Raw genomic sequence first — 16,830 nt, forward strand, 5'->3', positions numbered from 1 at the left:
CTCACCGCCGGGTGGCCGCGTACGCCTCCAGGTGGGCGAGCTGGACCGGGTCCAGGGAGGGGCGGACCCGCGTGCGGGCGGTCTCGACGTGGGCGGCGGTGACCGTGCTGGCCGCCAGGGACTCGCGCATCGCGGCGAGGGCCGCCTCGCGGATCAGGGCGGCGCAGTCGGCCGCCGAGTAGCCGTCCAGCTCCGCGCCGAGCGCGGTCAGGTCCACGTCGGGCGCGAGCGGGACGTCCCGGGCGGCCGCCCGGAGGATCTCGCCGCGGGCCGGGCCGTCCGGCGGCGGGACGTACACCAGGCGTTCCAGCCGGCCGGGCCGGAGCAGCGCCGGGTCGACCAGTTCCGGCCGGTTCGTGGCGCCGACCACCACCACGTTGCGCAGCGCCTCCACCCCGTCCAGCTCGGTCAGCAGGGCGGCGACCACCCGGTCGGTGGTGCCGCCGTCGGTCGCCTGGCCGCGGACCGGCGCGAGGGCGTCGACCTCGTCGAGGAAGACCAGCGTGGGCGCCGCCTCGCGGGCCCGGCGGAACAGCTCACGGACCGCGCGTTCGCTCTCACCGACCCACTTGGACAGCAGCTCGGCGCCCTTCACCGACAGCACGTTGGCCCGGCCCGAGCCGGCCAGCGCGGTGACCAGGTAGGTCTTGCCGCAGCCGGGCGGCCCGTAGAGCAGCACCCCGCGCGGCGGTGTCACGCCCAGCCGGGCGAACGTGTCCGGGTACGTCAGCGGCCACAGCACCGACTCGGTAAGCGTCTGCTTGACCTCGTGCAGGCCGCCCACGTCGTCGAGGGTCACCGTGGCCAGCTCCAGGGTGGACTCGGCCATCGTGGTGGGCCGGACCACCTCCAGCGCGGCGGTGAAGTCGGCCATCGCCACGGTGGGCGTCTCCGCCGCCTTCTGCCGCAGCGCCGCCCGCACCCCGGCCTCCCGGACCAGCGCGGCCAGGTCGGCGGCGACGAACCCCGGCGTACGGGCGGCCACCTCGTCGAGCCGGACGTCGTCGGCAAGCGGCACCCGCCGGGTGAGCACGCTGAGCTGCTCCCGGCGCAGGGCCGGGTCGGGCAGCGGCACGGTGATCCGCAGCGACAGCAGGTCCGGGGCGCGCAGCGCGGGGTCCACCGCCTCGGGGCGCCCGGTGGTGCAGACCACCGCCGCCCCGGCCCGGACCGTCTCGGCGACCACCTGCCGGAACACGGTGGCCAGCGGGCCGGGGTCGTCCGCCGGGGCGATCGCCTCCACGTCGGTGACCAGCAGCACGGCCGGACCGTTGTCGCGGACCGCCGCGGCGGCCTCGCGCAGCCGGCGGGCCGCCGCGTCGTTGCCCAGCGCGGCCAGTTCGGGGGCCCACAGCGGGCGGACCCGGGCGCGGACCCGGGCGGCGACCGCGCGGACCAGCGCCGACTTGCCGGAGCCGGCCGGGCCGCCGATCAGCACGCCGAGCGAGACCGTGGTGCCGAGCCGGCCCAGCACCTCCCCGTGGTGGAAGCCCAGGTCGAGCAGCTCGGTCAGCTCCTCGGCCTGTGCCCGCAGCCCGGGCAGCTCGTCCACGTCGGGGGCGTCCTCGGGGCCGAGCAGGCCGTCGGCAGGCGCGGTCGTGGCTTGTCCGGCCGGGGCCATCGAATCCGCAGGACCCGACTCATCCGCCGCGCCGGCCGGGCCGGAGCCGCGGGTGGCCGCGCCGTGCTGCCAGCCGACCACGGTGTCCATGGTGACCAGCGCGCCGGTCGCCGGCTCGGCCGCCACGACGGTGAGCAGCGTGCTGGTCCAGGCGTACCCGACGGTGCTGGCGAGGCTGCGCCGGGCGGCCTCGACCAGGCCGCGCAGCGCGGCGTCGGGAAGCACGTCCTGGGGCAGCAGCGAGACGTCGTCGCCGGCGGTGACCACCTTGCCGAGCAGCGCGAGCCGGAGCATCTCCGGGGAGACAGCGGCCACGACGCCGACCGGGCCGGCCAGCGTGACCCGGCGCAGCGGGGCCGCCGGCAGCGGGCTCACCGTGACCTGCCCACCGTCGCGCAGGCCCAGGTTGCCCAGCAGCAGGTCGTCGGCGTAGAGCAGGGCGCTGCTCGCGCTCGGCGCGGCCGGGGCGGCGATGCCGGCGGTCACCCGGCGGCCGGCCAGCCGCACCGGGTCGCCGGGGCGCAGCGCCAGCGCGGTAAGCACCTCGGGGTGCAGGCGGACGACGCCGCGCCGGGCGTCCAGCGCCGCCGGCCGCAGGCTCGCGGTCAGGGTCAGGTCGGGTTCCGCCACCGCCCGACAGTAGCCGCCGGCACCGCGTCGTGCCGGCGTGCCCGGTCGGCGGCGTCAGAGCGGGCCGGTGTCCTCCAGCAGCGAGGGATCGCGCCGGATCATGTCGGCCAGCCGGGCCGCCGGGTCGGCGGCCACCCCGTCCTGCCCGGGGGCCGGCACGGTCTTCACCGACATCGGCCAGGCCGGCGGGGGCGCCGGCGGGGGCGCCGCGCCGACCCGCACCTCCGGGCCGGACCACGAGACCCGCAGGGGGTACGCCTGCCCGCCCACCTCCACCCGCAGGACGACGGCCAGCCCGGGGTGCTCGGCGACCACCCGGCGGACCGCCTCGGCCACCTCCTCGACCGGGTCCCGCCGCTCCGGCCGGTCGCCCCCGCGCAGCCGGTACGCGCCGTGCCCCGCCCGGTCGTCCGCCGGGGCATCGCCCGGCCCGGCCGCCGGCGCGCCGCCCGGCCCGGCCGCCTCGAACTGCTCCTCCGGCTCGCCGGGCAGTGGACCCCGGCGGCGCAGCGCCTCCTCGCGCCGGGCCAGCCGGGCCAGGGTCTCGTCCAGATCACCTCTCATCGCGTCCACCCCTTCCGTCACCACGGGTCGGAACCGACGGCCGGTTCAGGCCCCCTTCTCCCGGGTCGCCCGGTCCAGCGCCCGGTCCAGGACGACAAGCAGTGCGTCCCGTACGGAGAGCCGGTCCCGGGCGTCGAACTGCACCAGCGGCACGTGCTCGCCGATCGCCAGTGCCCAGCGGACCGAGGGCAGGTCGAGGGCCAGCCGGCCGTCGAAGGCGTTCACCCCCACGGCGAACGGCAGCCCGGCCCGCTCGAAGTAGTCGATCGCCGGGTAGCAGTCGTCGATCCGCGCGCTGTCCACCACCACGAGCGCGCCGAGCGCGCCCCGGGCCAGGTCGTCCCACATGAACCCGAAGCGGGCCTGCCCGGGCGTGCCGAAGAGGTAGAGCTTGAGGCTGCGGTCGATGGTGACGCAGCCGAAGTCCATGGCCACCGTGGTGGTGGTCTTCTCGGTGACCGCGCCCGGGTCGTCGACGCCGATCCCGGCGCTTGTCATCTCCGCCTCGGTGGTCAGCGGGGCGATCTCGGAGATGGCGCCCACCGTGGTGGTCTTGCCCACCCCGAAGCCGCCGGCGATGAGGATCTTCACGGGGATCGGCGGGCGGGGCGCGGGCACCCGGGCCACGGTCGGGGCGCTCCCCGCCGGCCGGTACGGCGGCGGCGGGGGCGCCGGCTCGGCCGGCGCGGCGGCCCGCCCGGTCGGTGGGCCGGGCGTGGCGGGGGCGCCGTACCGGACGGCGGCGCTGTTCGCGACCGGCCCGCCCGCGGCGGCGGCCCGCCATTCAGGAGATCGCACGGAGTCCATCAATCACTCGCAGGATGAGGTCGGGGTCGAGGGCGTCGTCGGCGTCCCCGAGGTGCACGTCGAGGTGACCGGCGGCGCGGAGGTCACCGACCAGCACCCGGGTCACGCCGAAGTGCATCCGCGTCCGGGCGGAGATCTCCGCGACCGAGATCGGTTCCGCGCTCAGCGCCACGATCGTCGCCAGTTCCGCGGGCAGCCGGCCGGTCACCGCCCACGAGCCGCTCTCCGGCCGGGCGGTCACCTGGGTCTCCAGGCCGATAGCCGGATCGCCGTCGACCCGGCCGGCGGTGAGCACGAACGGACGCGGCCCGGTCGGCTCCCCGTCGCCCGCGTCCGGCCCGGGGGCGGGTGCGCGCAGGAAGGGCCGGATCCGGGTGCCGGGTTCCGGCTCCGGGTCCTCGCCGGCCGCCTCCGGGATCATTGCTGGACGGCGTTCTTCAGCTCGGCGATCAACCGGGGGCTCAGGGCGCCGCCGGCCCGACCGGCGAAGAGCGTCATCTCGTACGCCACGGTGCCCAGGTTGGCCGAGCGGTCGGCGACCACGCCGAGCACCGAGCCACTGCTGATGGCGCTGATCAGCAGGTAGCCCTCGGCCATGTCCACGATCACCCGGTTCAACCCGCCGAGGGCGTACCAGCTCGCGGCGCCACCGGCGAGGCTGGTCATGCCGGACACGACGGCGGCGAGCCGCTCCGCATTGGACCGGTCCTTGATGGCGGACATGGCCATCAGCAGCCCGTCCGAGGAGACCGCGATCGCCTCCATCACCCCCGCGGTGCTGGAGGTGAACGAGTCGAGCAGCCAGTTGAAGGTGCGCGCCTCGGGGCTGAGGCCGCCGGCGGCGCTCTGGTCGGTGCTGTCGTGCAGGAAGGGGCTGGTCACCGTGATGGGTCCTCTTCGTAGCGGCGGTCGGGACTGACTTCGCGCAGAGCACGGGCGACGCCCGCCTCGAACTCGGTGATGAGGTCGCGGACCTCGGCCGGGTCACCGGGGTGGGAACTGGCGGGCGGGGCGGTGCGTACCGGGGTCACGGCCAGGTTCGCCCCGGGCACCCGCTGGCTGAGCGGGGGGCGGCCGGGGGTGGGCGCGGCGGGGGCGGAGTCGTGCTCGGCCCGGCGTACCCCGTCCTGGAACGCCTCGACGAGCGCCCGGACCGTGGCCGGGTCGGCGGGGGCGTCGGCCACCAGCCCGGCCGCCGGGGTGGCGGCCGGCAGGCTCGCTCCGGGCACCCGCTGCCGGATCAGCGGCCGTACGGCGTCCGGCCCGGTGGTCGAGGACGCGGGCGTGGGGTCGGCCGTCGGGAGACCGGTCGTCGGCCCGGCGGCCGGGGGAGCGGCCGGTGCCGGGCCGACGACCGGTGTCGGCGGGGCGGGGGTGCCGGGACGGGGAGCGGCCGGCGCCGGCGTGGCGGGCGCCCCGGCGGGCGGCCAGGCGAACGGCGGCCCGCCGGTGGGAGCGCCGGCCGGTGCGACCGGCCCGGGCAGGGCGGCCGGTGCGACCGGCTCGGCCGGGGTGACGGGCCCGGCCGGGGTGACGAAGGCGTTCCAGGACGCCCCGGTCTCGATGCTGCGGGTGGCCCGGCTCAGCAGCGCCGCGTCGAAGCCGGCCAGCTCGTCGGCCGGCGGGATCCGGGCGGGCTGCGGCAGCGCCCGGCGCTCCCGGGGCGGCACGGTGGCCCGCGCCACAGTGGCGCCGGCCCGCTCGGGACGGCGGATCACCAGCAGGGCGGCCGGGACGTCGAGGTGGGCGGTCACCCCGCCACCGGCCGTCGCGGCCAGCCGGACCGTCCAGCCGTGCCGGCGGGCCAGCCGGCCCACCACGAAGAGCCCGAGCACCTCGGTCGGCGCCAGGTCGAGCCGCTCCCGGCGGGTGAGCCGGGCGTTCTCCTCGGCGAGGCGCTCCGTGGTCATGCCGATGCCCCGGTCCACCACCGTGATCCGGGCGCCGCCGTCGGTCTGCTCGGCGGCCACCAGCACCCGGGTGTGCGGCGGGGAGAAGACTGTCGCGTTCTCCATGAGCTCGGCCAGCGCCAGCACCAGGTCGCCGGCGGTCGCGGGCGCCGCCGCGACCCCGGGCGGGACCTGCACGTCCACCCGGGTGTAGTCCTCGATCTCGCCGAGCGCGAGCCGGACCAGGTCGGCCAGCGGGACCGGCGCGACGTGCCCGTCCGTGCCGGTGGCGCCGGAGAGCACCACGAGGCTGCCGGCGTTGCGGCGCAGCCGGCTGGAGATGTGGTCGAGGCGGTACAGGTGCTCCAGCCGCCCCGGGTCGGTCTCCTGCCGTTCCAGCCGGTCGATCAGGGCGATCTGCCGGCCGACCAGGTTCTGCGTCCGGCGGCCGACGTGGCCGAACATCTGCGCCACGTTGCGCCGGCCGGCGACCTGCCGTTCGACCAGCCGCGCGGCGGTGTGCTGCACCCGCTCGAACGCCCGGGCCAGGTCGCCGATCTCGTCCCGCCGCTCCGCCCCGACGTCCACGGGGTCGAGGCGTACCGGGGGGACGCTCTCCGCCTCATCGTCGGCCACCCGGGTCAGCTCGGCCTCGGCGACCCGGGCGACCCGGTCCGCCGAGCGGGTGAGCCGGGTCAGCGGCCGCGCCACGGTGCGGGCCACCGCCATGCTGAGCAGCACCACGCTCAGCAGGACGAGGGCGGCCGCCCCGCCGACCAGCCAGGCGGCGGCGAGCGCGTCCCGCTGCTCGTCGCGGGTCTCGGCGATGACGTCGGCGACGATCTTCTTCTCCACGAACTGGCCGAGCGTGATCATCGACCGGACGGAGGGGAAGAGCGCGTCCAGCGGCACCGCGGCGATCGCCGCCACCGGGTCCCGGACGCTGTCGACGAGGAAGGTGGGGCTGGTCCGGGCGGCCACCGCGGCGTCGTCCAGCATGGCCAGCCGGTACTGCTCCGGCGTGATCAGCTTGCGGAACCGCTGGTTGTCCACCTGGAGCGCGGCCATGCAGGCGATGTACGAGCCGGCCACCTTCGGATCGCCCGTCGCCTTGACCAGCACGATCAGCGTGGCGCAGGCGCCCAGCCCCTCGTCGGCGCGGAGCAGCGCGTCCAGCGCCAGCACCTGCCGCCCGGCCGAGGTGCCGGTGTCCACCTCGAACGGCAGCCGCAGCGCCTCGATCAGCGCCATGTCGACGGCACGGAACGCGGTCATGATCTCGTCCGGGGTGGCCTTCCCGGCCAGCACGGCGGTACGCAGGTCGGCCAGCGTGCGTACCCCGTCGAGGGCCGACCGGACCGGCGCCGGCAGCGACTCGGCCCGCAGGTCGGCGACCCGGTCGTCCACCGTGGCGGACTTCTGGATCAGCTCGGTGCGGGTGACCCGGCCGAGCAGCGACCCCACGGAGAGCAGCCGTTCCTGCTGGAGGTCCTGCACGAGGCTGCCGATCCGGCTGGCCACCCGGACGGTGTCGGCGGTGTCGACGGCCCGCTGGGCGGAGGCGACCCGGTCGAGGACCACCGGCACGGCCAGCCCGACCATGCTGAGCAGCGGGATGATCACCAGGAGGGCGAGCCTGCCCCGGATCCGGAGCCTACCGAGCAGCATCGAACGGCCTCCACCGCTCGGCCTGGCCGGCGCCGACCGGCTGGAGTTCGCCGCCGGCCACGGACGTCCGCGGCTCGGGGCGGAACGCCGCCGGCGGCGGGGCGGCCTCGTCGCGCTCGCGCTCCGCCTCGGCGAGCCGGCGGCGGGCCCGGCGCAGTGCGGCGAGCAGCACCCCGGCCAGCACGGCGAGCAGGACGGCGGCCACCGTGACGGCGCCCCGGGCCAGCCAGCGGTCCCGGTCGAGCCGGTCGAGCCGCTCCACCAGCAGCGCGTCGAGCTGGTCGAGGATGACCTGCCGCAACTGGGTGGCGGCCGACTGCGCGACGCGTCGGGCGGCGCCCAGCTGGACCGGATCGGGCCCGGTGGCCCCGGTCGGCGCCGAGAACGCGGCCAGCGCCTCCACCGAACGCTGGTAGGTGTCCAGCGGGGTGAGCACGGTGGGGCCGAGGTCGGTGCTCTCCGAGCTGTCCACAGCGGCCCGCAGGTCGTCCACCAGGTCGGTGGCCGGCCCGAGCGCGGCGACCCGGAGTTCGGCAAGCTCGGCCACGGTCCTCGGGCGGTCCGCGGCGGGGCGTCCCGGGGCGAGGGTGGCCAGGTCGGCGAGGCGGCCGGCGGCGACCATGGCCGCGGGCAGGTCCGCGCCGACCGCGTCCTGGACGAAGAACGAGTCGGACCGCGGGTCGCGGACCAGCCCGGATGCCTCCCGGACCTTCCGGTGCAGGGCGAGCAGCAGGTCGCTGACCTCGGCGTACGCCTGGAAGGCCGCCTGCGGGTCGGCCAGCGCGCGGTCCGGCAGCGCCTCCAGCTTGGCCCGTACCCCGGCCCAGCGTTCCCGGGTGCGGAGCTGGTCGCCGACCTCGCTGTCCACCTGCGTCGCCCGCTCGACGGCGGCGGTGAGTGTCGCCCGGGTGACGGGCCGGCCGGCGACCGCCGTGCTCTGCGCGTCGGTCAGCGCGTCGGTGACCGGTCCGAGTGCACGCAGGTAGCGGACGCCGAGGCGTTCCCTGGCCGCCAGGTCCCGGTCGGCGCCGGTGTGCCGGTCGGTCTGGACGAAGAGGAACCCCAGCGGGGCCAGCAGTGCCAGCACCAGCAGCAGGGGCAGGGCGCGGCCCGGTACGGCGGGCCGCCGGCGGACCCGCGGCGCGGGGACGGTCATGGTCGGTCTCCTCCGGCGACGGCGGGGGACGTTCGGGAGCCGGGAGGTCGCCGTACGCAGTCCCGTGCACCGGACCGGAAAAGTAGTCGAACCGGGCGCGGGTGTGACCGTTGTCGCCGAGTCGACTTCACGTCACTTCCTGTCACGTCACGTCCGGTTGACCTTGCGGCTACGCAGTGTCCGAGATGGCCGGAAGGAAGGTGTGATCGGCACCGATTTGCGGGCGTAGATGTGATTCCACGGGATCCGAATTCATCTCGCTGGGACGCTCTGGACCTTCCACGGTCGACGGGACCCGGACAACGAACGGCGCAGCCGGACGGACGTACGGCGGATCTCAGGGAACGCTCAGCCGCTGGCCCGTACCGTGTGCCGCATGAGATCACCGCTGCCCGTCGCGCGGATCCGGCGCGCCCTGGCCAGCCGTCCCCGCCGGGTCGTCGCCGCGGTGGTGGTGGTCGTCCTGGTCGCCGCCGCCCTGGTCTGGGCGGCCCGCCCGCAGCGCCCCGACTTCCGGACCGAGTCGGCAGTGGTGACCGTGCGCTCCGGACCGGCCGGCGACCAGCCGGTCGACCTGGACACCACGCTCTACCTGCCGGGCGACGCCTCGGCCCGGCACCGGGTCCCGGCGGTGCTGCTGGCGCACGGCTTCGGCGGCACCAAGGAGTCGGTCCGCTCCGACGCGGAGGACCTGGTCGCCCGGGGCTACGCGGTGCTCACCTGGACCGCCCGCGGGTTCGGCCGCAGCGGCGGCGAGATCCACCTGGACAGCCCCGACTACGAGGTGCGGGACGCCCAGCGGCTGCTCGACCGGCTCGCCGCCCGCCCGGACATCCGCCTCGACGCGGCCGGGGACCCCCGGGTCGGCGTGGTCGGCGGCTCGTACGGCGGCGGCCTGGCCCTGCTGCTGGCCGCCCAGGATCGCCGGGTCGACGCGATCGTCCCGATGATCACCTGGAACGACCTGTCCCGCGCCTTCCTGCCGGAGAGCACCGGCAAGGCGCCCACCGAGGGCGTCTTCAAGAAGGGCTGGGCCGGCATCTTCTTCGGCGGCGGCGGCAACGCCGGCTCCGGACCGGCCGGGCTGGCCGGCACCGGCGCGGCCCAGCCGGAGGGCGCCCCGGCGTCGGCCGGCGCGCCCAGTCCGCAGCCCGGCGCCGGCCCGGGCACCGGCCCCGGTCGCGCCCCGGCTGGGGCCGCCGATCCGTCCTGCGGCCGGTTCGCCGCCGACGTCTGTGCCGCGTACCTGCGGATCGCCACCTCCGGGCGGGCCGACGGCGCGGCGGTCGAGTTGCTGCGCCGCTCCTCGCCGGCCAAGGTGCTCGACCGGATCAAGGCACCCACCCTGCTGGTGCAGGGCGAGGCGGACACGCTCTTCCCGCTCACCGAGGCGGACGCCAACGCCCGGGGCATCGCCGCCGCCGGCACCCCGGTGCGGGTCGCGTGGTTCACCGGCGGCCACGACGGCGGCGCCGGCCCGACCTCCGACTCGGACCGGGTGAAGTTCCTGACGGCGCAGTGGCTCGACCACTACGTCAAGGGTGACGGGGAGGCGCCCGGCGACAGCTTCACCTTCTCCCGCATCGCCGGGTTCGACGCGCTCGACCGGGGCCTGGTGGCCACCGGCTTCCGCACCGCCGACTACCCGGGCGTGACCGGGCAGGGCCGCCGCGAGGTGACGCTGTCCGGGCCGGCCCAGCCGGTCGCCAACCCGCCCAACGGCAACCCGGCGGCCATCTCGTCGGTGCCGTTCGCCGGTGCGCTCGGCTCGCTGCTGGACGGGGTGGCCGGCGACATCCCCGGCCAGCACGCCCGGTTCCAGTCCGCGCCGCTCGCCGACCCGGTCGACGTGGTGGGCGCGCCGACCGTGCGGATCCGGGCCGCCTCGGCGACCGGCGAGGCGGTGCTCTTCGTGAAGCTCTACGACGTCGACCCGCAGGGCGCGGCCACGCTGCCCGACGGCCTGGTCGCGCCGGTCCGGCTGACCGGCCTGCCGCGGACCGTCGAGGCGGCCCAGCCGGTCACCGTCACCCTGCCGGCGATCGTTCGCCGGATCGAGGCGGGGCACCGGCTGCGGGTCGTGGTGGCCACCTCCGACCAGGCGTACGCCACCCCGGCCGAGCCGACCGTGCACACCGTGGCGCTCGGCGACGGCCCGCTGGTGCTGCCCACTGTCGACGCCTCGCCCATCCCCACCACCGCCACGGTCTGGCGCTGGGTGCTGGTCGGCCTGCTCGCCGCGATCGCGGTCGGGCTCGTCGTGGTCGTCCTGGTCGCCCGCCGCCGGCACCGCCGCCAGGACAGCTCGGTCCACCCGGCGTACGCGGGCGTCCCGCTCGCCGTCCGCAACCTGCGCAAGGAGTACGCGGACGGCTTCGTGGCCGTCTCCGACGTGGACTTCGAGGTGCACCCCGGGCAGGTGGTCGGCCTGCTCGGCCCGAACGGCGCCGGCAAGACCACCACGCTGCGGGTGCTCATGGGGTTGACCCAGCCGACGGCCGGCGAGATATACGTGTTCGGCCACCGGCTGGTGCCCGGCTCGCCGGTGCTCTCCCGGATCGGCGCGCTCGTCGAGGGGCCGGGCTTCCTGCCGCACCTGTCCGGGCTGGAGAACCTGCGGGCGTACTGGCGGGCCACCGGCCGGCCGTGGGCGGACGCGCACTTCGACGAGGCGCTGGAGATCGCCGGCCTGGGCGACTCGGTGCACCGGCGGACGAAGAACTACAGCCACGGCATGCGCCAGCGGCTGGCCATCGCGCAGGCCATGCTGGGCCTGCCGGAACTGCTGGTGCTCGACGAGCCGACCGACGGGCTGGACCCGCCGCAGATCGCCGAGATGCGCCGGGTGCTCCAGCGGTACGCCACCGACGGCCGGGCGGTGCTGGTCTCCAGCCACCTGCTGGCCGAGGTGGAGCAGACCTGCACGCACGCCGTGGTGGTGAACAAGGGGCGGATCGTGGCGTCCGGCCCGGTCGAGGAGATCGTCGGCGAGTCGCCGAGCGTGCTGTTCGAGGTGAGCGACCCGGACGCGGCCCGCACCGTGCTCGACCGGCTGGCCGGCGTACGGGTGCTGCCCGACGGCGACGGCGCGCTGGTGGTGGACACGAACGGCACCGCCCGCAGCGAGGTGGTGGCGGAACTGGTCCGGGCCGGCATCGGGGTGGACCGGGTGGTGCCCCGGCGCCGCCTGGAGGACGCGTTCCTCGCTCTGGTGGGCGAGAACTCTCGGGGAAGCGGGGACCGGTGATGGCGCAGTCGTCTTCCGTGGGACCGGTCGGGGCGGCGACCGGTTACCGGCCGTCGGGCACCCTGCCGTTCCTGGCGGAGTTCCGCCGGCAGGCGTCGCGGCGGCGCACCCAGCTGGCGCTGGGCTTCATGGTGCTGCTGCCGCTGATCATCCTGGTCGCGTTCCAGTTCGACTCCGGCGACGACGACCGGAACGGCCGGAACGAGTTCGCCAGCCTGGTCGACCTGGCCACGTCGGGCGGGCTGAACTTCACCCTCTTCTCGATCTTCGTGTCGTCGTCCTTCCTGCTGGTCGTCGTGGTGGCGCTGTTCTGCGGTGACACGGTCGCCAGCGAGGCGAGCTGGGGCAGCCTGCGTTACCTGCTGGCCGTCCCGGTGCCCCGGGCCCGGCTGCTCACGGTGAAGCTGCTTGTCGCGCTCGCGTACTCGGCGCTGGCGCTGGTGCTGCTCGCCGGGACCGCGCTGCTCGCCGGCACCCTGCGGTACGGCTGGTCCCCGCTGCGTAGCCAGGTCTCCGCCGAGCTGGCGCCGGCCGACGGGCTGGTCCGCCTGCTCGCCGTGCTCGGCTACCTGGCGGTCGTCCTGCTCGTGGTGGCCGGCCTGGCGTTCCTGCTCTCGGTGACCACGGACGCCGCGCTGGGCGCGGTCGGCGGTGCGGTGCTGCTGTGGATCCTCTCCAGCATCCTCGACCAGATCACCGCGCTGGGCGCCCTGCGCGCGTTCCTGCCCACCCACTTCAGCAGCGCCTGGCTGGGACTGCTGTCGACACCGGTGCAGACCGACGACGTGGTACGCGGCGCCATCTCGGCGATTGCCTACGCCACGCTCTTCTGGGGCCTGGCCTACTGGCGGTTCACGCGCAAGGACGTCACGAGCTGACGCCGGGACGGTAGTATGGGAGCGTTCCCAAGAAGTCTTCCCAACCATAAGGAATCAGTAACGGTCGATGCGTTGGTGCCTCATGCTGGGGATATCCATTCCCATCTATGGAGGTTCCGATGGTCCCGGCACGACTGCACGGCCCCGTGCTCTCCCTGTTCCGCATGGTCACCGGCCTGCTCTTCCTCTGTCACGGCGCGGCGTCCCTCTTCGGCGTTCTCGGCGGCAACCCGATGACCGGCGAGGCGGTACCGGTCGGCGAGTGGCCGGGCTGGTGGGCCGCGCTGATCCAGCTCGTCTGCGGCGCGTTGGTGCTCGTCGGCCTGCTCACCCGGCCCGCCGCGCTGCTCGCGTCCGGCTCGATGGCGTACGCGTACTTCGTGGTGCACCAGCCGCACGGCGCGCTGCCGCTGCGCAACGGCGGCGAGCCGGCCGCGCTCTTCTGCTGGTCGTTCCTGCTCGTCGCGGTGCTCGGCCCGGGCACCTGGGCCCTGGACGCCCTGCTGTCCCGACCTCGCGGAGTGGTCACCGAGCCCGCCGCCCGTCCCTCGGTCCCGGCCTGACCCCGCGATCCCGGTGGGAGGCGGCCCCGCCGAGGGCCGTCTCCTGCCAGGATCCGGCGAGGACGCCTCAGAGGCGGCTGTCGGGGGTGGGTGGCAGGGAGGGCAGGTCGCTGGGGGCGGGTGGCTTCGTTGCCGACGGGCCGTCGTAGCGCTTCCACGCGCTGACGCCGAGGCGGCCGGTGTTGCCGAGGTCGATCGGCCCGTCCAGTTCGACCGGGTACGTCGGCCGACCCCGCAGCGGGGCGACGTCGAGGTGGGCGCCGTTGCTCGCCACCACCGTGGGGTCGGTGACCAGGTTGCGCCAGAGCAGCGCGGCGGCGGCCCGCTCGCCGGGGCGCAGGACGACCCGGGTGGGCGGCTGGTCGAAGCCGGCGGTGATCGGGCGCGCGCCGGGGATGACCTGGACGGTCAGCGGGTTCCCGTCGGCGTCCCGGAGGCTCGGCGCCGGATAACCACGCAGCTCGTACGGCCGGTCACCGCAGTTGACCAGTTCCAGGCCCATGGCCCGCAGGCCCATGGCGGCGTCCACCCCCAGCTCGGTGATGCGGATCCCTTCCGGCGAGCAGGCCGGCGTGGGCGGTGAGGTGCTGACGGCCGGCGTCGGACGGGCCGGCGTGGCGGGGAGACCGGGCGCGCTCCCGGGCGTCGGGGCGGGAGCGCAGGCGGCGAGCACCCCGATGCCCGCGAGGGCTCCGAAGCGCGCCGCCGTTCGCATCCGGCGATCATGCCAGCCGGCGGCCCTCTCGCGTTGCCCCGGGGCGGAGATCAGGCGCGGGCGGGCGTGCTGAGGACCGCGTCGAGCAGCCCCGGGTAGAGGCGGTCCAGTTCGTCGCGGCGCAGCCGCACGAAGCGGCTCGTGCCGGCGACCCGGGTGCGGGTCAGGCCGGCCTCGCGCAGCACCTTGAGGTGGTGGCTGCGGGTCGCCTTGGAGACGCCGAACTCGAACGTGCCGCAGGCGTGCTCACCGCCCTCGGCGAGGGCGCGCACGATCTGCAGCCGGACGTCGTCGGCCAGGGCGGCCAGCACGGCGGTGACCGGCACCTCGCGCAGTTCGGGTTCGTGCAGCTCCACGTGACCAGCGTAACCCATGTTCGACATTCGTCGAACAACCTCCTAGAGTCGGCTCCGTTGGTTCGACGATACTCGAACATAGGAGCCGCGATGCGTTACCGTTCCGCCTTCTTCCCGCTCTTCGCGGCGCTCAGCTGGGGCGTCATGTTCCCCGTGCTGGCCACCGCGCTCGGCCGGGTGGACGCGCTCAACCTGACCACCGCCCGGTACCTGCTCGCCACCGCCGTGCTGGTGGCCCTGCTCCTGGCCCGGGAAGGGGTGGCCGCACTGGGCACCGCGCGGCGCGGGACCGAGGTGCTGCTGCTCGGCGCGCTCGGCTTCGCCGGCTTCAACACGCTCACCAACCTCGCGCTCGGGATGGCCGCCCCGCAGCAGGTCGCCCTGTTCGCCGCCACCGTGCCGGTGGTCACCCAACTGGTCCGCTGGGCGCGGGACGGCGTGCGGCCCCGGCCCGCGCTGCTCGGCCTCTCCCTGGTCGCGCTCGTCGGCGTCGGCCTGGTGATCACGCGCGGCCGGCTCGACGGGCTGGGCGAGTTCGGCCTGGGCGGGCTGCTCATGGTCGGCGCGGTGCTCGGCTGGGCGTTCTACACCCACGGGGCGAGCCGGTTCCCCGAGTGGTCGCCGCTGCGCTACACCACGCTGACCTCCGTCGCCGGCGCGCTCGCCCTGTTCGCCGTCAGCGCGGTCGCCGACCTCACCGGGCTCCAGCACGCGCCGTCCGCCGCCGATCTCGTCGCGGTCTCGCCCCAGCTCGCGTACGCGGTGCTGATCGCCGCCGTCGTCGCGGGCCTGGCCTGGAACATCGGCGTGCGCCGGCTCGGGCCCGCCGACGCCGCGCTGTTCATGAACCTGGTGCCGGTGACCACGTTCGTGGTCCAGCTCTTGCGCGGCTACCGGCCGGGCACGGTGGAGCTGGTCGGCGCCGGGCTGACCGTGGCCGCCCTGGTGGCCGCGAACCTCGTCACCCGTACCCGGAAGGCGCCCGCCGCTCCGGCGGCGGTCGCGGTGACCGACCGCGTCGCGGTGATCGAGCCGGTGGCGGTGGTCGCGCGCTGATTCAGCGGGCCGGCGGGGCCGGGGCTCACACCGTGGGAACCCGGCTCCGCCGCGCCCCGGCGCGCGCATAGACTCGGCGGCACAACTGCATACCTCATCCAGAGGGGCTGAGGGATACGGCCCGATGACGCCCCGGCAACCACCCGCGCGCTCGACGACGAGCGACCGCGGGCAGGTGCCAATTCCGTCCCCGCCGCACCCGGCGATGCGGGGAAAGATGAGAGGAAATCCTCGACATGACGTCGACGCTTCCCGCCGCCTCCGGCATCGACACCACCCTCAGCCCGGCCCGCGCCCTGGTCTGTCGCGCCTGCTCCGCGCGCTACCCGCTGGCCGCCCAGCACGCCTGTTACGAGTGCTTCGGCCCGCTGGAGGTCGACTACGACACGACGGCGCTGGCCGCCGTCACCCGCGAGCAGATCGAGGCCGGCCCGAACAGCATCTGGCGGTACGCCGCACTGCTCCCCGCCGGCCAGGACCCGGCCACCCGCGTCACCCTCGACCCGGGCCTGACCCCGCTGGTCGCCGCCCCGCACCTCGCCGCCGAGCTGGGCATCACCGCCCCGCTCTGGGTCAAGGACGACAGCGGCAACCCGACCCACTCCTTCAAGGACCGGGTGGTCTCGGTCGCGCTGACCGCCGCCCGGGCGCTCGGCTTCACCCGCTACGCCTGCGCCTCCACCGGAAACCTGGCCAACTCGGTGGCCGCCCACGCGGCCCGGGCCGGGGTGCCCTCGGTGGTCTTCATCCCCAGCGACCTGGAGCAGGGCAAGGTGGTGACCACCGCCGTCTACGGCGGCGACCTGGTGGCCATCGACGGCTCGTACGACGACGTGAACCGGCTCTGCGGCGAGCTGGTCGAGACCGACGAGTTCGAGGACACCGCGTTCGTCAACGTGAACGTGCGGCCCTACTACGCGGAGGGCTCGAAGACCCTCGGCTACGAGGTGGCCGAGCAGCTCGGCTGGCGGATCCCGGCCCAGGTGGTCATCCCGATGGCCAGCGGCGAGCTGCTCACCAAGATCGACAAGGCGTTCGCCGAGCTGGTCGAGATCGGGCTGGTCGAGGCGCCGGCCGGCGGCTGGAAGGTGTTCGGCGCCCAGTCCGCCGGCTGCAACCCGATCGCCACCGCGCTGCACGCCGACACCGACACCATCGTCCCGGTCAAGCCGACCGGCATCGCCAAGTCGCTGAACATCGGCGACCCGGCCGCCGGCCTCTACGCGCTGGAGGCGGTGCGCCGCACCGGCGGCTGGATGGAGTACGCCGACGACGACGAGATCCGCGCCGGCATCCGGCTGCTCGCCCGGACCACCGGCGTCTTCGCCGAGACGGCCGGCGGCGTCACCGTGGCGGTGCTGCGCAAGCTTGTCGAGTCCGGCCGGCTCGACCCGACGGCGGAGACGGTCGTGTTCAACACCGGCGAGGGCCTCAAGACCCTCGACGCGGTCGCCGCCGAGGTCGGCCCCACCCACCGCATCAAGCCCAGCCTGCGCGCCGCCCGCGACGCCGGCCTCCTCTCCTGACCCGCCCCCGACCCGGCCGGGCGGGGGAGGGCGGATCGCCCGGCCGGGGGATTGGGGTGATCCGCTGGGTAACTGGCTTTTCGCTGTGAGTGTGGAAAACGCGCCGACAAGGACTTGACGGCAGGAATTGGACGGCGCAAGATGCTCCGTGCGG

The 16,830-nt window shown here is 75.6% G+C and carries 14 protein-coding genes and 1 riboswitch; of the genes, 5 read left to right on the forward strand and 9 right to left on the reverse strand.

Annotated elements, in window-relative coordinates; translation table 11 throughout:
- Position 1: 1 nt before the first annotated feature.
- From GA0070603_RS22160 to GA0070603_RS22190, 7 genes are read right to left on the reverse strand one after another with little or no spacing between them, the layout of a single operon-like run.
- Positions 2 to 2,251, reverse strand: coding sequence for an AAA family ATPase (locus tag GA0070603_RS22160; RefSeq protein WP_091317349.1), 2,250 nt, complete (start codon positions 2,249 to 2,251; stop codon positions 2 to 4).
- 54 nt (positions 2,252 to 2,305) lie between these two features.
- Positions 2,306 to 2,815, reverse strand: a complete 510-nt coding sequence (locus tag GA0070603_RS22165; RefSeq protein ID WP_091322199.1) for a hypothetical protein — start codon at positions 2,813 to 2,815, stop codon at positions 2,306 to 2,308.
- Between the two features lie 45 nt (positions 2,816 to 2,860).
- Positions 2,861 to 3,622 carry a GTP-binding protein gene (locus tag GA0070603_RS22170; RefSeq protein ID WP_208862931.1) on the reverse strand — a complete coding sequence of 254 codons (762 nt, stop codon included), beginning with the start codon at positions 3,620 to 3,622 and terminating at the stop codon, positions 2,861 to 2,863.
- A complete protein-coding gene (locus GA0070603_RS22175; RefSeq protein WP_091317352.1) occupies positions 3,600 to 4,043 on the reverse strand; it encodes a DUF742 domain-containing protein in 444 nt (147 codons plus the stop codon). The genes GA0070603_RS22170 and GA0070603_RS22175 overlap by 23 nt, the downstream gene beginning before the upstream one ends.
- Complete coding sequence (locus GA0070603_RS22180; protein ID WP_091317354.1) at positions 4,040 to 4,504, reverse strand: roadblock/LC7 domain-containing protein; 465 nt, start codon at positions 4,502 to 4,504, stop codon at positions 4,040 to 4,042. Before GA0070603_RS22180 ends, GA0070603_RS22175 begins: the two co-directional genes overlap by 4 nt.
- Positions 4,501 to 7,179 carry a nitrate- and nitrite sensing domain-containing protein gene (locus tag GA0070603_RS22185; RefSeq protein ID WP_091317356.1) on the reverse strand — a complete coding sequence of 893 codons (2,679 nt, stop codon included), beginning with the start codon at positions 7,177 to 7,179 and terminating at the stop codon, positions 4,501 to 4,503. Before GA0070603_RS22185 ends, GA0070603_RS22180 begins: the two co-directional genes overlap by 4 nt.
- Positions 7,166 to 8,335 carry a hypothetical protein gene (locus tag GA0070603_RS22190; RefSeq protein ID WP_091317358.1) on the reverse strand — a complete coding sequence of 390 codons (1,170 nt, stop codon included), beginning with the start codon at positions 8,333 to 8,335 and terminating at the stop codon, positions 7,166 to 7,168. Before GA0070603_RS22190 ends, GA0070603_RS22185 begins: the two co-directional genes overlap by 14 nt.
- Positions 8,336 to 8,711: 376 nt before the next feature.
- Here GA0070603_RS22190 and GA0070603_RS22195 point away from each other — a divergent pair, with 376 nt between their 5' ends.
- The 3 genes from GA0070603_RS22195 (at position 8,712) to GA0070603_RS22205 (ending at position 13,023) form a co-directional block, all read left to right on the forward strand.
- On the forward strand, positions 8,712 to 11,582 hold the full coding sequence (locus GA0070603_RS22195) for an alpha/beta fold hydrolase (RefSeq protein ID WP_091317361.1): 2,871 nt from the start codon (positions 8,712 to 8,714) through the stop codon (positions 11,580 to 11,582).
- Entirely contained in the window at positions 11,582 to 12,460 is an 879-nt protein-coding gene (locus tag GA0070603_RS22200) for an ABC transporter permease (protein WP_091317363.1), read from the forward strand. The genes GA0070603_RS22195 and GA0070603_RS22200 overlap by 1 nt, the downstream gene beginning before the upstream one ends.
- Before the next feature lie 119 nt (positions 12,461 to 12,579).
- Positions 12,580 to 13,023: a DoxX family protein gene (locus GA0070603_RS22205; protein ID WP_091317366.1), complete on the forward strand. Its 444-nt coding sequence runs from the start codon at positions 12,580 to 12,582 to the stop codon at positions 13,021 to 13,023.
- A gap of 67 nt (positions 13,024 to 13,090) precedes the next feature.
- Here the strand turns inward: GA0070603_RS22205 and GA0070603_RS22210 are convergent, their stop codons facing one another.
- Entirely contained in the window at positions 13,091 to 13,738 is a 648-nt protein-coding gene (locus GA0070603_RS22210; protein WP_091317369.1) for a DUF4232 domain-containing protein, read from the reverse strand.
- A 50-nt stretch (positions 13,739 to 13,788) separates the two neighbouring features.
- Positions 13,789 to 14,094, reverse strand: a complete 306-nt coding sequence (locus GA0070603_RS22215) for an ArsR/SmtB family transcription factor (RefSeq protein ID WP_208862932.1) — start codon at positions 14,092 to 14,094, stop codon at positions 13,789 to 13,791.
- 90 nt (positions 14,095 to 14,184) lie between these two features.
- On the opposite strand from GA0070603_RS22215, the gene GA0070603_RS22220 reads away from it, so the two are divergent.
- Complete coding sequence (locus GA0070603_RS22220; protein ID WP_091317375.1) at positions 14,185 to 15,150, forward strand: DMT family transporter; 966 nt, start codon at positions 14,185 to 14,187, stop codon at positions 15,148 to 15,150.
- Between the two features lie 91 nt (positions 15,151 to 15,241).
- Positions 15,242 to 15,374, forward strand: a riboswitch (SAM riboswitch).
- 12 nt (positions 15,375 to 15,386) lie between these two features.
- Complete coding sequence (gene thrC, locus GA0070603_RS22225) at positions 15,387 to 16,676, forward strand: threonine synthase (protein WP_091317377.1); 1,290 nt, start codon at positions 15,387 to 15,389, stop codon at positions 16,674 to 16,676.
- Positions 16,677 to 16,830 lie beyond the last annotated feature (154 nt).

The organism is Micromonospora chersina (assembly GCF_900091475.1).
Classification (GTDB): Bacteria; Actinomycetota; Actinomycetes; order Mycobacteriales; family Micromonosporaceae; genus Micromonospora; species Micromonospora chersina.

What these genes read in the sequence shown, in the direction of transcription:
- GA0070603_RS22190 (WP_091317358.1), bottom strand. Translation starts at nt 8,335, where the DNA reads ATGACCGTCCCCGCGCCGCGGGTCCGCCGGCGGCCCGCCGTACCGGGC.
- GA0070603_RS22165 (WP_091322199.1), bottom strand. Translation starts at nt 2,815, where the DNA reads ATGAGAGGTGATCTGGACGAGACCCTGGCCCGGCTGGCCCGGCGCGAG.
- thrC (WP_091317377.1), top strand. Translation starts at nt 15,387, where the DNA reads ATGACGTCGACGCTTCCCGCCGCCTCCGGCATCGACACCACCCTCAGC.
- GA0070603_RS22220 (WP_091317375.1), top strand. Translation starts at nt 14,185, where the DNA reads ATGCGTTACCGTTCCGCCTTCTTCCCGCTCTTCGCGGCGCTCAGCTGG.
- GA0070603_RS22175 (WP_091317352.1), bottom strand. Translation starts at nt 4,043, where the DNA reads ATGATCCCGGAGGCGGCCGGCGAGGACCCGGAGCCGGAACCCGGCACC.
- GA0070603_RS22205 (WP_091317366.1), top strand. Translation starts at nt 12,580, where the DNA reads ATGGTCCCGGCACGACTGCACGGCCCCGTGCTCTCCCTGTTCCGCATG.
- GA0070603_RS22195 (WP_091317361.1), top strand. Translation starts at nt 8,712, where the DNA reads ATGAGATCACCGCTGCCCGTCGCGCGGATCCGGCGCGCCCTGGCCAGC.
- GA0070603_RS22210 (WP_091317369.1), bottom strand. Translation starts at nt 13,738, where the DNA reads ATGCGAACGGCGGCGCGCTTCGGAGCCCTCGCGGGCATCGGGGTGCTC.
- GA0070603_RS22185 (WP_091317356.1), bottom strand. Translation starts at nt 7,179, where the DNA reads ATGCTGCTCGGTAGGCTCCGGATCCGGGGCAGGCTCGCCCTCCTGGTG.
- GA0070603_RS22170 (WP_208862931.1), bottom strand. Translation starts at nt 3,622, where the DNA reads ATGGACTCCGTGCGATCTCCTGAATGGCGGGCCGCCGCCGCGGGCGGG.
- GA0070603_RS22200 (WP_091317363.1), top strand. Translation starts at nt 11,582, where the DNA reads ATGGCGCAGTCGTCTTCCGTGGGACCGGTCGGGGCGGCGACCGGTTAC.